Source organism: Candidatus Nitrospira neomarina, from assembly GCF_032051675.1.
GTDB lineage: Bacteria > Nitrospirota > Nitrospiria > Nitrospirales > UBA8639 > Nitrospira_E > Nitrospira_E neomarina.
Genome location: NZ_CP116968.1, coordinates 3,669,988 through 3,684,537 on the forward strand (window position 1 = coordinate 3,669,988; position 14,550 = coordinate 3,684,537).

The 14,550-nt window shown below is 50.9% G+C and carries 15 protein-coding genes; 9 read left to right on the plus strand and 6 right to left on the minus strand.

Annotated elements, in window-relative coordinates; genetic code table 11:
* Positions 1 to 127: 127 nt before the first annotated feature.
* The 4 genes from ricT to PQG83_RS15800 all read left to right on the plus strand — a co-directional run bounded on the left by ricT (position 128) and on the right by PQG83_RS15800 (position 3,879).
* Positions 128 to 853, plus strand: a complete 726-nt coding sequence (gene ricT, locus PQG83_RS15785) for a regulatory iron-sulfur-containing complex subunit RicT (RefSeq protein ID WP_312743027.1) — start codon at positions 128 to 130, stop codon at positions 851 to 853.
* Positions 854 to 951: 98 nt separating this feature from the next.
* Positions 952 to 1,371 carry a hypothetical protein gene (locus PQG83_RS15790; RefSeq protein WP_312743029.1) on the plus strand — a complete coding sequence of 140 codons (420 nt, stop codon included), beginning with the start codon at positions 952 to 954 and terminating at the stop codon, positions 1,369 to 1,371.
* A gap of 122 nt (positions 1,372 to 1,493) precedes the next feature.
* Positions 1,494 to 2,243, plus strand: a complete 750-nt coding sequence (gene mpqE, locus PQG83_RS15795; protein ID WP_312743031.1) for a methyl-plastoquinone biosynthesis methyltransferase MpqE — start codon at positions 1,494 to 1,496, stop codon at positions 2,241 to 2,243.
* A gap of 4 nt (positions 2,244 to 2,247) precedes the next feature.
* Positions 2,248 to 3,879: a B12-binding domain-containing radical SAM protein gene (locus PQG83_RS15800; RefSeq protein WP_312743034.1), complete on the plus strand. Its 1,632-nt coding sequence runs from the start codon at positions 2,248 to 2,250 to the stop codon at positions 3,877 to 3,879.
* Between the two features lie 405 nt (positions 3,880 to 4,284).
* Here the strand turns inward: PQG83_RS15800 and PQG83_RS15805 are convergent, their stop codons facing one another.
* The 6 genes from PQG83_RS15805 to PQG83_RS15830 form a co-directional block, all read right to left on the minus strand.
* On the minus strand, positions 4,285 to 4,893 hold the full coding sequence (locus PQG83_RS15805) for a hypothetical protein (protein WP_312743037.1): 609 nt from the start codon (positions 4,891 to 4,893) through the stop codon (positions 4,285 to 4,287).
* A 166-nt stretch (positions 4,894 to 5,059) separates the two neighbouring features.
* A complete protein-coding gene (locus PQG83_RS15810) occupies positions 5,060 to 5,938 on the minus strand; it encodes an HAD family hydrolase (protein ID WP_312743040.1) in 879 nt (292 codons plus the stop codon).
* Between the two features lie 171 nt (positions 5,939 to 6,109).
* Entirely contained in the window at positions 6,110 to 6,448 is a 339-nt protein-coding gene (locus PQG83_RS15815) for a pentapeptide repeat-containing protein (RefSeq protein ID WP_312743041.1), read from the minus strand.
* A gap of 409 nt (positions 6,449 to 6,857) precedes the next feature.
* Positions 6,858 to 7,670, minus strand: coding sequence for a CbbQ/NirQ/NorQ/GpvN family protein (locus tag PQG83_RS15820; RefSeq protein WP_312645722.1), 813 nt, complete (start codon positions 7,668 to 7,670; stop codon positions 6,858 to 6,860).
* Between the two features lie 389 nt (positions 7,671 to 8,059).
* Positions 8,060 to 9,016: a DUF2156 domain-containing protein gene (locus tag PQG83_RS15825; protein ID WP_312743043.1), complete on the minus strand. Its 957-nt coding sequence runs from the start codon at positions 9,014 to 9,016 to the stop codon at positions 8,060 to 8,062.
* 55 nt (positions 9,017 to 9,071) lie between these two features.
* On the minus strand, positions 9,072 to 9,695 hold the full coding sequence (locus tag PQG83_RS15830; RefSeq protein WP_312743045.1) for a YkgJ family cysteine cluster protein: 624 nt from the start codon (positions 9,693 to 9,695) through the stop codon (positions 9,072 to 9,074).
* A 358-nt stretch (positions 9,696 to 10,053) separates the two neighbouring features.
* On the opposite strand from PQG83_RS15830, the gene PQG83_RS15835 reads away from it, so the two are divergent.
* The 5 genes from PQG83_RS15835 to PQG83_RS15855 all read left to right on the plus strand — a co-directional run bounded on the left by PQG83_RS15835 (position 10,054) and on the right by PQG83_RS15855 (position 14,504).
* A complete protein-coding gene (locus tag PQG83_RS15835) occupies positions 10,054 to 11,394 on the plus strand; it encodes a hypothetical protein (protein ID WP_312743048.1) in 1,341 nt (446 codons plus the stop codon).
* Between the two features lie 76 nt (positions 11,395 to 11,470).
* The gene (locus PQG83_RS15840; protein ID WP_312743051.1) at positions 11,471 to 11,782 is read left to right on the plus strand and encodes a glutathione S-transferase N-terminal domain-containing protein; all 312 of its coding nucleotides are present in this window, start codon (positions 11,471 to 11,473) and stop codon (positions 11,780 to 11,782) included.
* 3 nt (positions 11,783 to 11,785) lie between these two features.
* Positions 11,786 to 12,910 carry a KamA family radical SAM protein gene (locus PQG83_RS15845; protein ID WP_312743053.1) on the plus strand — a complete coding sequence of 375 codons (1,125 nt, stop codon included), beginning with the start codon at positions 11,786 to 11,788 and terminating at the stop codon, positions 12,908 to 12,910.
* Complete coding sequence (locus PQG83_RS15850; protein WP_312743056.1) at positions 12,910 to 14,070, plus strand: 2'-deoxycytidine 5'-triphosphate deaminase; 1,161 nt, start codon at positions 12,910 to 12,912, stop codon at positions 14,068 to 14,070. Before PQG83_RS15845 ends, PQG83_RS15850 begins: the two co-directional genes overlap by 1 nt.
* A 2-nt stretch (positions 14,071 to 14,072) precedes the next feature.
* The gene (locus tag PQG83_RS15855; protein ID WP_312645735.1) at positions 14,073 to 14,504 is read left to right on the plus strand and encodes a hypothetical protein; all 432 of its coding nucleotides are present in this window, start codon (positions 14,073 to 14,075) and stop codon (positions 14,502 to 14,504) included.
* The last annotated feature ends 46 nt before the right edge of the window (positions 14,505 to 14,550 follow it).

Sequence of the window (14,550 nt, forward strand, 5' to 3'; positions counted from 1 at the left end):
GAGTCGGAAAGGGGTGATGGTACTCAAATTAAGCCACCAGATTCCTGCTTGGCCTCTTCCAGTAAGTCCGGTATGATTGACCCTCACGCCTACAGTATTCCTTGGTAGCAAAGGGAGGCAACGATTTATGGTGCAGGAATCTGACGACCAAACAGAATATACAGAAGAAGTTGCGGTGGTCGGTGTCAAAGTACGGGATCTGGGAGAGGTGAAAAAAACCCGGACCGATGATCATACCGTGAAGGTCGGTGATTGGGTCTTGTTGGATTTAGACAACGACCATACCTTTGGCAAAGTCTACCTCCCTCCTCAATTCCTCCCGTTTACCCCGCCGATGCGGGTGATGCGGCAGATTATTCGAAAAGCCACTGAAGAAGATGAACGCCAGATTGCGCGCCAACTGCGTTTGGCCCAGGAAGGTGAAGAGTTTTGTCAGGAACGGATTGCCGAATTGGGGCTCGGCATGACGTTAGTGGAAGTGTTTGGTTCATTTGCCCAGCGATCACTCACCTTCACCTATACGGCCGATGATCGGATTGATTTTCGCCAACTGGTCAAAGATCTGGCCAGGCGATTTGGATGTCGGATTGAGATGCGCCAGATTTCAAGCCGGGAGGAAGCCGCTCGACTGAGTGGCGTTGATACCTGCGGATTGGTGCTCTGTTGCTCCAGCTTTTTAACCGATTTTAAGCCCGTCTATCCTCGCGGTCGGGCTGACGCACCCATGAATGGCATGGATAGTCATCGGATCGGGGTGTGTGGACGGATGAAATGCTGCTTGTTATATGAGGAAGAGGGTTGGACCCTCACTCGACGCAAACCACAGCCTTTAATTCGTCCCACAAGACGGTAATACTATGGTAGTCACAAACGTTGGTAGTGAGTTGGGGGCTGCTGAGCCACATCCGCAAGCTGGAGTGGTTTCCTTCATAAGTGGAGAAATGATGCGCCATGGGGGGTAAGCCACGATTCGTCATTTATGCGCATAATGCGACCTACGATAAGCTCCATCAAGTGGCCACGCTGGGATTAACGGCTTCCGCGATGGGGAAAGACGTGATGGTGGTGCTGTTGTTCTGGACCATCAAAAAGCTGGCGGAAGGCCGGTTAAATGAATTGGATTTTCCTCCGGAATATGCCGCCCAGGCCCCCGAAGTGGCCCGATTGATCCGTGAACGCAAAGTTCCGCTCATTTCTGACATGTTCGAGGAAGCCCGTCAGGTTGGTCAGTTCAAATTAATTGCCTGTAGTGCGGGACTTGAGTATATGGGAGTCGATGCCAAGGCGGTCACTCAAGGGGTCGATGAAGTAATGGGCTTGCCTGCAATTATTTCTGCCTGCTCCGGTGCGGAAACCACCCTATTTATTTAATTCCCTCTCCGGTTTTTCTCCGCAGTGTTGGCAGGTTTTGATTGTTCACTCCAGTATCCTAAAGGGTTAAATTCTTGACAAAACTTGAGATCGGGTGCTAGGTCCTTGAGGTGGTTCCTGTCATGAATAAAATTGAAATTCCAGGCAAGGCGGCCTCCACATGGACAGGTCCGGCTCGGGAGCAGGCGGTCCAGCGAATGTTCACGGCCATTGCCAAATTTTATGACCTGAATAATTCCCTTCTCAGTTTTGGTCTGCACCATTCCTGGAAACGCAAGGCGATTTCCTATATTCCTGGCACCTCTGGGACACGAGCCTTAGATTTAGGTGCGGGGACCTGCGACCTTGCGATTTTAGTGGATCAACATCTCCGCTATACGAGCCAAATTATCGCGGCGGATTTAAATTTAGCCATGTTGCGTGTGGGGCAGGATAAGGTCCGGTCCCAGAAATTGGCCAACCGTATTACCTGTTTGCAAATGAATGCCGAGCATCTCACCTTTCCGTCTGCCACATTTGATACGGTGACTGCCGGATTTTGTATTCGCAACGTCGGCAATCTTTCCCAAGCGCTCTCCGAAATCTGCCGGGTCTTGCAACCCGGAGGTCGCTTCGTGTGCTTGGAGTTTTCCCGTCCTGTTTCAGCCGGCCTGCGCAAGCTTTACGACTGGTACTCCTTTCATTTGCTTCCATGGATCGGCACCAAGGTGGCCCGTGATGGGACGGGGGTGTATGAATATCTCCCGGCGTCGATACGGAATTTTCCAGATCAAAACCGGCTCGCTCAATTACTCAAGGAAGCCGGGTTTCAGACTGTGGACTATCACAATCTGACCGGTGGAATTGTTGCCATTCATGTGGCGGTGAAATAGCACGATGAACTCCGTACTTTACGTCTTTCTCCCCTGTAAAAAGGTCTATCCCACCGGGATTACCTACCTGGCTGACTTCATCCACCGGCGCCGGCCGGATGTGCGTCAGCAGATTCTGGATCTCTCCCTTTTTCCTCCGGATCAACGTCAAGCACAATTACGGGAAGTGACCAAAGCTTTTCAGCCGCAATTAGTGTGTTTCTCATGGCGGGATATCCAAATTTTTTCTCCGCATGAAGGGGATGCCTCGCTCGAGCATGCGTTTAATTTTTATTACGCGAGCAATCCCCTGAAGCGAGTGGTGGCCTCCTTCCAAGGCCTTCAAAACCTGTACCGCTATTACACGGATATCCGGCATAATCTTTCCTATCCCTGGTTAATTCAGAAGGAATTTCCCTCAATCGGAATGATGATCGGCGGCGGAGCGTTCACGGCCTTTGCGGATCAGCTTATTGAAAAATTGCCGGAAGGCATCATTGGTATTCTGGGAGAAGGGGAGGACGCGATTCTTAAAGTTCTGAACGGCGAGCCTCTGGGTGAAGAACGGTTCATCATCAAAGAGCAGGGGAAAGTTACCAAGGGCACCAAAAATACGCCGGCCCTGTTAGATGCGCTCTCCGTGGATATTCCTTATCTCACGTCAATCTTTCCACAATACCGTGAATATATCGGCGAGTGTATCGGCGTGCAGAGCAAACGCGGCTGCCCGTATGATTGTGCTTTTTGTCTCTATCCCTATATTGAAGGCAAACGGGTGCGCTATCGCCCGGCGGAAAACGTGGTGAAGGACATTGCTCAGTATTACCATCAATGGGGAGCCAGACGGTTTTGGTTTACCGACGCGCAGTTCATCACGGGCAAAGATGCATATCCCCAATGTACGGAAATCCTGGAACGAATTATCTCTCAACAATTACATATTGAGTGGTCGGGATACGTCCGGACCTCCCTGATTAATCCAACGTTGGCCAAGCTGATGGTGCAATCCGGCGTGGGAGATTTAGAGGTCGCGATCACGGCGGGCTCGCAAAAAGTTTTGAACAGCATGCATATGGGCTTCAAGCTTGAACATTTGTATGACGGATGCCGGTATCTAAAGGAAGCGGGATTCAACGGGCGGGTCATTCTCAATTATTCCTTGAATTCCCCGGACGAAACAGAAGAGACGCTCCTCCAAAGTATCGAGTCGTACAAAATAGTGGCCTCGATATTGGGAGAAGACCGGGTGTTTCCCTTGATGTTTTTCCTAGGAATCCAGCCCAATACCGATTTGGAGCAACGATTATTGTCGGAAGGGTATTTATCGAAGGGCTACAACCCGCTCAGCTTGACGCCCTGGAATATCAAGAAGATGCTATACAATCCGGCGCCGCTTAATAAGATCATCGCCAAGGCTTGTCTGGCAGCTTGGGGTCGCAAGCATGGGTCGCAAGATCCCCGCCCCTGGTCGGGCAGCTTGAGCCAGAGCGCCACGCAGCAACAGGGTCACACCTATGCGGACACAAGTCTATCGAAAGGTTTTGAAACCAATTCCGGCCGTGATGCCCTTCTCACGCTGGAAGAAATCCTCCGTTCCCGCCGTCCATCCGATTCCCAGCCGCTTTCTCCTGACCCCGCACCCAATCCCTCTCGTTGATTCTTCTGGGTCTGTCGAAAAAAGCCGCCTGCGGCGTTTTCGCCATTTTCCCGTGCTCACGTACTACGCGTACGCTCCGCGCGTAAAACAAAAGTTGTGCCCTTTGGGACACGGCAGGCATTTGCGGCCTTGCTGGACGTACTTTTTTGAACCGACCCGGAGCCTTTGATGAGTAATCTAATCCTGGGCAAATTTACTTTTTTGAACATCCTTGTTATTCAACACTCCCCCTTCTATAAATTTGTGTAGTGCGAAACCGACAGGCCAGCAAGAGGATTAGGCTATATCCCCCATCCTCATGGGCGGGTATGTGTGGAAACGAGTCTGTTACAAACGGAGGGAGGAGGTATTTCCTATCAAATGAATACCCACGGACCACGTGGAAACATTCTGATGATCTAGAGTTTACCCTTTGATCGTAAATTCCATGGTGCCGATAACGTTGACGGCATGCAGCGCCTGGCCTGGAGAACCATAAAATATCTTGATCTGATATTTCCCCGGTTTCCATCCCTCTTCCGGCTTTGAAATTAGAAAGTATCCGGATCGCTGATTCATTTCCAGTTCGATCACGTCTTTTCCGACGGGCGTATTCGACGTCACTTGCCCATCCTTCATTCGAAACCACGCAGCTGCGAATTGGCCAGGGGCGTCTAAGGGTTGTGCTTCGAAGACGATGTAAAACTGCTGCGTGTCTAAGGGAAATTCCGAAACACCCGGGTCCACGGGTTGCACATAGGCATCCGTGGTCATCCACCCCGGCCGGCCAAGGGAATCCCAGGGGGTCTCATAGCCACGGGCCATGGTAATCCAGCTAAAGACACCTTGCGGGCGTTTCCAGTTGACCTGGTCAAACGCCATGTTTTTGAGCATGTCGTTTTTGTTGGGTGCCAGGGTTGAGCTGCCAAACGGATCGTCTGCCAAACTGATGCTGCTGAACAGGCCAACAAAAACAAGGACCGTCGCAGTGCGAAAAAAGCAGGAACCGCCGACAGACTTACGAAACAATTTCATAAAAAAAATTTCTATAACGTGCATGGTCCACCTCCTGGTGGGAAGGCCTTCTCCATCTAATTCATTTATATCTCTATCATTTTACAATACTTGACCCACAAGTGTTGCGCAATCAGGCAAGAAAAATGACCGGAGAAAAAGAATCATGGGAAAGCGCAAAGAACAATTACGGGAGAGGAGCAGGCACCCGGGAACCTTCAATCCCTTGCCGGCGACTATCGACAATTCTATCGGCAACTTCGGCAATGTGCTTTTCCAGAATGAGACGGAGATGGCTGCCAGGCCGATAATCCGCGGGAGCCATGAAATGGACCCGGTCTGCGTGGAAGGTCAGTTGATAGCATTTTTCAAATGACCGACGGGTCTGATCTTCCGGATTATAGACCGCCAAGGCGAACCCGCCATTTTTCTTCATGACGGTAAAGCAGGGGACGTCTGTCGGTCCATCGCCTACATAGATCATTTGTCGAAACGGCACCCGGCGACTTTCTTCTGGCATATGGTCGTTCACATCTTCTTTTAAATCCGTCAATCCTTTGTTGACCCGAAACAGGAATTGGGTTTTCTGTGTGTGGCTGATGGTGCGTTTGGGGAAACTGATGTGTCCGTCCTCCTCGTCGAACTCACAGCCGAAAATGGCGCGGACCTGGCTGGCAACCACGCTTCCTTCCAAAATAGCCTTGAGTCCGGAACTGACGACATAGTGTTCCAAGCGGATGGGAACTTCCTCATATTTGGGTTTTTTTAAAATCCCATTGAGTTCTTCAAAAAATGAGGGAACACCCGGGAAAAAGGACAATTGATTGCCCATGTCACGGAGGTCCTGATTGGAAAGCGTCCGGATGCAGGGTTCTTCCAGCATCCGTTTCATATAGGCCAGCTCCTGATCATAATCCCGGGCTTCGATCAGAGCGGTGCAGCTTTTCCAAAATGTGGACGGGTCAAGTTCGGCGTGCCGCAGAATCGTGTGGTCCTGCATGTAATGCGGGCTCAACGTATGGTCGAAGTCATAGACGATAGCAATAATGTTCTGGGGTTGATTCATGAGGCTGCCCTTCCCGATTCTTGGGAAAAGCAGTGTAAGTTGAGGAGCGAAAGGTGTCAACGAATGAGCCTGCGCGAGGAAAGAGAGCCCTGAAGGCCTTTTTCGTTTGTGGGATGCTGTCAAAGAAGGAATGATGCTGTGTGAAAGGCGGATCAGAATAAGGACGATCTTTTATACGCCATAGCGCATACGCGTGCCCTGCTGGTTCGAAAGAAGAATTTCCTGAGCACTGAGTTCTTTGGGAAAAAGCGTGCCGGATATCTTGGTGCCGTGAATGCTGGCCCCTTCCAAATTGCATTGGGAAAGATCTATTCCTCGAAGATCGGCCTGCCGGAAATAACTTCCCCGGAAATCCATCCCTGCCACTTCAATGCCCCGCAGATCCACATTCCGGAAATCGCAATTACTCAGATCAGGTTTCTCCCCGGTCTTGAACCGGGCATTGAACTCGGTGATTTTCCCGTCTCGAAGCAGGGTATACATGGGGTGGTTGGTCATTTTAGGCTTCATACCGTGATCTTTGATTCTCTTGAGGTCATCTGAGGATGATTGGTGTCGGTAATCCATTGACCGTATCGGTTGATCGTAACCTTGAATAAAGGGCCTTAAGGCCATTTCACCTCATACGCCGGTAGCATCTTAGGGGAACCCGGTCGAATCAAGCCGGGGCAGGTCAGGAAATAAAAGGGATACTCATTCTCAAACCGACAAACAGCGGACTCCTGGTATTGTTTATTTTTGGATGTCTTGGAGGGTGAGAGGAAGTTTCTGGATTCTTGTTAAAAAGAGACCCAATTCCCGGTCTAACGAGAAGAGTCTTTTTTAAACCTCCAGAGCCTGGAACACGCCGTCTATATTTCTTGTTTGAGCGTCACGGCCTGTCCGCAGGCGGGGATTGTCGTCTGTTGGGCAATTCGGATTAGAAAATTGCCTTGACGAGTTCCTGAATGCTGCGTTGCATATCGGTATCGTCGGTGATCGGGCGGGTAATGGCGGCATCGCAGGCCCGGTCGGGGGCCACGCCTTGTTGCATCAAGGTCCCTGCGTAAATCAACAGTCGGGTACTGACACCTTCTTCCAGGCCATGGTTCCGGAGATTTCGTACCTTTTCACCCAATTTGACTAACCGGATGGCCACGTCCCTGGAAATCTTTGCTTCATGCTCCACGATCCTGGTCTCGATATCTTTGGGAGGATAACCAAACTCAATGGCCATGAAGCGCTGCTTGGTGCTTTGCTTTAATTCTTTTAAGACACTTTGATATCCGGGGTTATAAGAGATCACCAGCAAAAAATCATCTACGGCCTGAATCATCTGCCCTTTTTTCTCGATGGGTAAAAATCGTCGGTCATCACTCAAGGGATGGATCAGCACGGTGGTATCTTTTCGGGCTTCGACCACTTCATCCAGATAGACAAGGGCGCCATGCTTGACTCCCAAGGTGAGCGGGCCATCCACCCATACGGTTTCCTCCCCCTTCAACAGGTAGCGTCCGATCAAATCGGAGGCGGTCAGATCTTCATGACACGCAACGGTAATCAGCGGCCGATTGAGTCGATGAGCCATATGCTGGACAAACCGGGTTTTCCCGCATCCAGTAGGGCCTTTCAACATCACTGGTATTTTGTTTTTGGCACCGACGGTGAACAGATCGATTTCTCCGTTCACTTCTTGATAGAACGGCTCCTCGGTAACCCGGAATTGTTCAATGCCGAATTCAAGACCCTTCATAACATTTAATCCATATTTAAGAATGAAACAGCGAAACACATGGACGGCTAGGAGAGTATTATACGGGTGTCATTTCAGGGAGGACAACCTACATGGGCGATCGATGCATCTTCATGGAAGACTGTTGAATAATTCAAAATTTTCACCAGTTCCTCTCATGATTATTTTATGGCGGAGTTAACGAGAGCAAAAAAGGAGAGTTCAAACCATCCCTTCAGTCCCGCCCTGAACCATGCCGAAGGGAAGTCCGCAGTTTTGCTTGTGACGTCCGGTAGACGTTACCGCATGTTGGCAAGCGGAGTGTACAGGTGGAAACGTGAGCACGACCGAGGGACGGCCATGGTACCCGTGGAGGTGTTCAACCCTCTCCCGGGGGAGATATTGATCACTCATGAGGGCTGGGCAATGTAGTTAGGCACTAATTGACAGGGATGATAGGCCAGTTTTGTCCTTGCTAAGCTCGGTAACCCTGAATCATCCATGGTATTCACCAATGGATATGTCTGAACCTCGCGACAGAATTCACGGAAAAGATATTGGGCTAAACCGTAGACTGATCGATCTGCCACCTCCAGCAAGACGCAAAACACCTCCGGGGAGCGTGGGAATCCGAACGTATACGCTTTGACAGCTCCATCCACCCAGACGATTCGCCCGGTGAGACCGAGTTCACGATACTCCTGGAGTGTCACTCGGTGGGCATTGACGGCATCACGAAGCATCAGGCGAGCCACATCCTCGTTGGGTCCTATTCGGGAAATAGGAATTTCTTCCTTTTGATGGATCCAACGGTGAAAAAGGGCGAAGCACTCATCACGATCGATGATCTGATAGGGGGCAATCCGGATGCGGTGCCCCCGAATAAAGCGATTGCACGCGGCGCGTTGGGATTTGTAGGGATTTCCTTTCAGTTGGATGAGATCGGCAGTGCGATAGAGGTAATCGGAGTCCTTTGGTAGGAGGGTGTAACCCCATTGTTGAATTTCTTCTTTTAAATCAGCGGGAATGTTTTCAATTCGCGTAACGTTGGATCCACGATTCCGGGTCACCATGTACGCAGTCACTTGACTCAGCACGTCTTTGAGAGGGCTGCTGGAAGAGGGTCCGATTGCAGAATAAGGCCCAACGGGGGGAAGAGGCATGAATATCCCATCGGAATACTCCGCGAAGAGGCACAGCCAGCCGTCAATGTCCGTCCAGGAAAAGGTGAACAGGTCTTTCCAGATATAATGCGGTGGAAATGACCAGGTGCTCAAGGGGGTTTTCCCCCCGATACCTGTGGAGGCAAGGGCCTGGTTGAGACGGGCCTGATCCTTGATGGTCAATGGACTGAGATGAATGGGCATGAAAAATAGTTATACGGGATGAAGGATCTAGGGGAAAAGAGCGAGTCCGTGACCGTCACCGCGTGTCGTGTGTATTGGAGGATCGGAGAGTTGCGGTCAGGCGGTCGAGTGTGTGCAACACGACGACGTCCGGTTGAAACGGAGTCACCAATCGAGGATGAACGGCGAGAGAATCTAGAACGTGATCAGATTCCAGATAGTTCGCAATTCTTTGGGCCTGTTCCAGGAATGCCTTTGGAAGGGTCAGTGCTGAAGGTTTTTGGCCAGCTCTCCTGAGAGGGCTTTCTTCCCCGGCTTGCTCGAGAAGAAACGGGCATAACGTATCCCAACCAAGCACGACCTTCTCGTGTGGGGCATTCCACATAAGCGCGAAAGGATACAATTGGCAATCTAGAGGACGAACCTCATAAATGCGACAGTGTTGTGTGACGGGATCAAATGCCGGGCAGAGAAATCCTTCATCCTTGGGATGTCGGACGACTTCAATCTGACTACCCCGATGATCAGGAAAGGAAGAGGGAGAGATGCCGTGTGTGACGGCCTGTCGAATTTCATCTTCAGTAAAGTACGGTCTGAGGATACTGTCTTGTTCGGGAAAACGACAGCACACGTCGCATCGAAAACAGACGGCGGAGGGAACGACCTGTGGGCCAGGAATGACGGGGATGGCCTGAGACATAAGCGTATAACTTTCATGGCGACTCGGCACGCCATTCCACTCGGGTGCGTGCCTTGTCTGATTTCAAGAGAGCGTGCTACGATCCTTATTCTAGCAAAAGAGCCGTCATCAAGGTCCAAGCTTTTCTTTTCATGTTAAGCGCGAATTGAAGTATTTCGTGCAGGTCCAACCGCTTGTGATCGACGAGTGAAGGGCGTGAGGGTGCCTTGGTCCGTTTCACCCGTCTTCCACGATTAACCCAGGATCGGTTATTTCTTCCCACGTAGAACAGTCCGGCCCTATTCTGCCATTGAGTCCGTCGACATCTGACAGCCCCTATCCTCTCTTTCGGGACAGGCTGATCAGGGACGGATTATTTGTGACCGGGCAAGATGATCATTGGCGGGTGGCATGCGGACCCTTTTCGCTTTCCACCGAGGAGGCCAAATTTTTTGAAGCCTTAGGGCAGCATCTACTGGGGTTCTACCAGGCCTTGAACCGGTTGTATTTTGAAAGCCTGAAAGGTCTGCAACCTGCGTGGGTTCATGAATATTTGGATATTGGAAAGCCGGAGGATCTTCTGGCCCTTGCACGGATGAATCGATTCAAAAATCACCTTCCAGGTGTCATTCGACCCGATATTATTCCCACCAACGCCGGCATGGCCCTGACGGAACTTGATTCCGTCCCTGGAGGGATTGGCTTAACCGGCAGCCTGAGTCGGATGTATGCACAGCAGGGTTTTCCTGTGTGGCCGCAGTCCGACGGCTTGGTTCAAGGGTTTTCCCATATGTTACGAGGGGCATTGCACGGGCAGCCTCCTCGAGTGGCCATTGTCGTCTCGGATGAAGCTGAGGCCTATCGCGCCGAAATGCAATGGGTGGTGACCCAACTCCGGCAGGAAGGTTGGGAAGCCTATTGCGGGCATCCCCGTGATATTCGATTTACGGAAGAGGGTCTTTTGATTCACCATGAGGGACAGGAGCAGCCTCTCTCTGTGGTTTACCGGTTCTACGAATTATTCGATTTGAAAAATATTCCCAAAGGGGAATTGATTGCCTACAGTGCCAAAAAAGGCCGGGTTGTGGTCACCCCGCCGTATAAGCCCTGGATGGAGGAAAAGCTGGCCTTAGCGTTGTTCCACCATCCGATGTTGGAGAAATTTTGGGAGCACGAATTGAAACCCGACACGTATGACTGTCTTCGTGCCATCATTCCCGGGACCTGGATTTTGGATCCCAGACCCCTTCCGCCTTCTGCCGTGATTCCCGGCTTACGTCATGGAAATCGTGCGGTGTCGGATTGGCAGTGGTTGGGAGAAGCTACCCAAAAAGAACGTCAGTATGTCATCAAAGTGTCAGGATTTTCCGATCAGGCTTGGGGGAGCCGGGGCGTTTCGATCGGGCATGATATGTCGCAAGTCCAATGGAAAGACGTGGTGTCCCAGGCTTTGGATCAATTTGAGACGAGCCCTTCGATTCTTCAAATATTTCACAAAGGGCGACTGGTTGTGGTTGAATATTATGACAGCCATTCCGGTGATGTCGTCAGTATGGAAGGACGGGCGCGCTTATCTCCGTATTATTTCGTGAATGAGGGACAGGCCCAGTTGGGTGGTGTCCTGGCGACGGTGTGTCCCAAAGATAAAAAAATTATTCATGGAATGCGGGATGCGGTCATGGCTCCCTGTTCCATTATGGCTAGCCACCTAAGCTCATAAGGCCCAGAACCCTAGAAAGCCTGGTTCTTTCGGTCCTAATGTATTTTTCCTCTCACGGAGAAGACCCCTGGTTGACATGTCTGATACTCTTAACCGCATGAAACTGTATCACACAGAATGGTGCCCGGAATGCCAAGTCGTCCGCGAGAGGTTGGCTGAGTTGGGCCTGCCCTACGAAGATGAAGTTGTACCTGATGTACGACCTTTCCGGAAAAAATTGTATGAAGTCTCGGGACAGAATTATGTCCCGGTGTTGGTTCATGGAGAAACGGTGTTGACGGAGACATCCGATATCTTGGCATATCTGGACGACTACGAAGACCATGGGAATCCCTCCGGGGAAACCACCAAGCAACCCTCCAGCAACCTTGATGAAAGGAATCATTAAGCTATGGATGATTGGAAAAAGGTCCTCGCCGCAAGTATCACCAAACCCAAGGATTTAGCCAAGTATCTGGGGGTCGATCCCAAGGAGGTGGAAGCCGTCGTGGGGCCCTATCCAATGCGAATTACTCCGACAGTGCTGGCCACGATTAAAAGTAAAGGGGATGCGATCTGGAAGCAGGTAGTCCCGGAGGCCATCGAATTGGATGATATCGATGCCCCTGACGATCCGTTGGAAGAAGATACGGACAGTCCGGTTCCTCATTTGGTTCACCGGTATCCTGATCGCGTATTGTTGATGGTGACCAACCAATGTCCAATCTATTGTCGGTTTTGCACGAGAAAGCGACTGGTGGGGAAACCGGGGTTTCTCAAAAAGGGTGAGCTGGATCGAGCGGTGGCGTACCTTAAAGAGCATACTGAAGTACGGGATGTCATCCTGTCCGGCGGTGACCCGTTGTTGTTGCCTGATCGTCTCATTGAGAGAATTCTGAAAGGTCTTCGGTCCATCCCGCATTTAGAATTGATTCGGTTTGGGACCCGCGTGCCAGGAACTCTCCCTCAACGCATTACTCCCGAATTGTGTGAGATCGTGAAGCGCTTCCATCCAATTTATATGAATTTGCATTTCAACCATCCGGATGAGTTGACGCCGGAGGTCAAGGAGGCTTGTGGTCGATTGGCGGATGCCGGGGTGCCCTTGGGTGCTCAAACCGTTTTGCTGAAAGGTGTCAATGATGACCCTGAAATCATGAAACGGCTGATGCATCAACTGTTGTTGGCCAGAGTGAAACCCTATTACCTGTATCAAGCCGATCTCACCAAGGGGACGAATCATTTCCGGACGCCGGTAGAAACGGGGTTGAAAATGATTCAATCTCTTCAGGGGCATACGAGTGGCATGGCCGTTCCCCACTTTGTCATTGATGCGCCAGGAGGTGGCGGAAAGATCCCGCTATTGCCTAACGATTATTTATTGAATTTGGATGAAAACGGGGCCGTATTAAAAAATTACGAAAATAAAACCTATCATTATCCTCAGCCGGCATCGGGAAACGGGCGTGAGCTCCCCATGGTAGGCGCCCCTGCATCCCAGGATATGTGCGGTGCCGGCGCCATGGATGACTATTAATGGTCGATGCTAAGAAGACAGGCATTCTGTCCTTTCAACACCTGCGTGCCCTGGTTCGTCAAAAGGTGATCCGGGCCGATGTGCCCATCACCTCCCGCCAAATTCAACCGGCCAGTCTCGATTTACGGCTGGGAACGAAGGCCTACCGTCTCTTGAGCAGTTTTCTGCCAGAACCCTCAGATCAGCAATCACAGTTTACAATCGAGGACCTCTACCGGTCCGATATGGTGATGTACGATATGGATCTGACCAATGGCGCAATTCTGGAAAAGGGCCATGTCTACCTCGTGCCCTTGATGGAGCGGGTGAAGCTGCCCAAAGATATCCGCGGTCGAACGAATCCAAAAAGTTCCACGGGGAGATTGGATATTTTTACCCGCGTGGTGACTGATCTCCATATGGGCTTTGATGAAATCCGCTCCGGGTATGAAGGCCCGTTATTTTTGGAAATTGTGCCTCGGTCGTTTACCATACGTGTGCAGGCCGGATTGGCCCTCAACCAATTACGATTAATGTCTGGCAAACCCATGGTCTCGGATTCAGGGTTGCGAGCCGTTCATCGTAAGACCCCGTTGCTGTATCACAATGGAGATTCCGGAAAAACGGATCTGGCCGTATCGGCCAAGGAACTTCGAGTAAATAACGGTCTGTTTTTAAGTGTCGATTTGCAAGGATCGAGTGACCATTCCGAGTCGATTGTGGGGTACCGGGCAAAAAAGAACAGCCATGTTATTGATCTCAGTCTGGTGGGCCATTATGCGGCCTCCGATTTTTGGGAACCGCTAAAACGCAATGCCACCGCTACCATGCTGTTGGAGCCGGAAGAGTTCTATATCCTGGCCTCCAAGGAACGAATCCAGGTTCCTCCTAGCTATTCATCGGAAATGGTGGCGTATGAAGCCGCCTGCGGGGAATTGCGTACCCATTATGCGGGGTTTTTCGATCCCGGGTTTGGCTATGCCAACAGCAGCCGGAAAGGCACCCAGGTGGTCTTGGAGGTCCGTCCTCACGATGTGCCTTTCCGTATTCATGACGGACAGACGTTTTTTAAGGTCGTTTACGAGAAGATGCGGGATATTCCCACGCAGTTATATGGATCGGCGTTGGGGTCTTCCTATTACCAGCAGGGGCTCACACTCAGCAAACATTTTAAGTGGTAACTATGAGTACAGAAACCGAACAACCTCAGTCGACCGACCCTGTTGCCCCCAAGCCAGTGCCTCCCCGTCCGCCAGTTAGGGATGAAGACCCGGAGGATCAAGAAAACCTGCAGATGCAGGTGGCCATGCGTATGGTGGGGTCCGCCATGGTCTTTATCGGGTTTTTGCAGGTTTTTCTGTCCGCCAGTACCGGTGCCGAAATCAGCATCTTCCCCATGATTATTTACTTTTCAGGAATGGCCATGTGGGCCTATTCCTCCGTGGACAACCTTACCGTCCGTTATACGGTTATGGCGGTGTCTCTGCTGTGCGCGATGGCATTTATGCATTTTGGAGAAGTGTTATTTTGGCATAAGTATCTGATTTACTGGGGCACGATCGGGGTCGTCGTGTTTTTTATGTTCAAAAATCCCAAGAAACCCGCCGGCTCGTAGCCCAACGTTCTTAATTCTTAGTCTTTCCTATTGCGCCTCAACCATT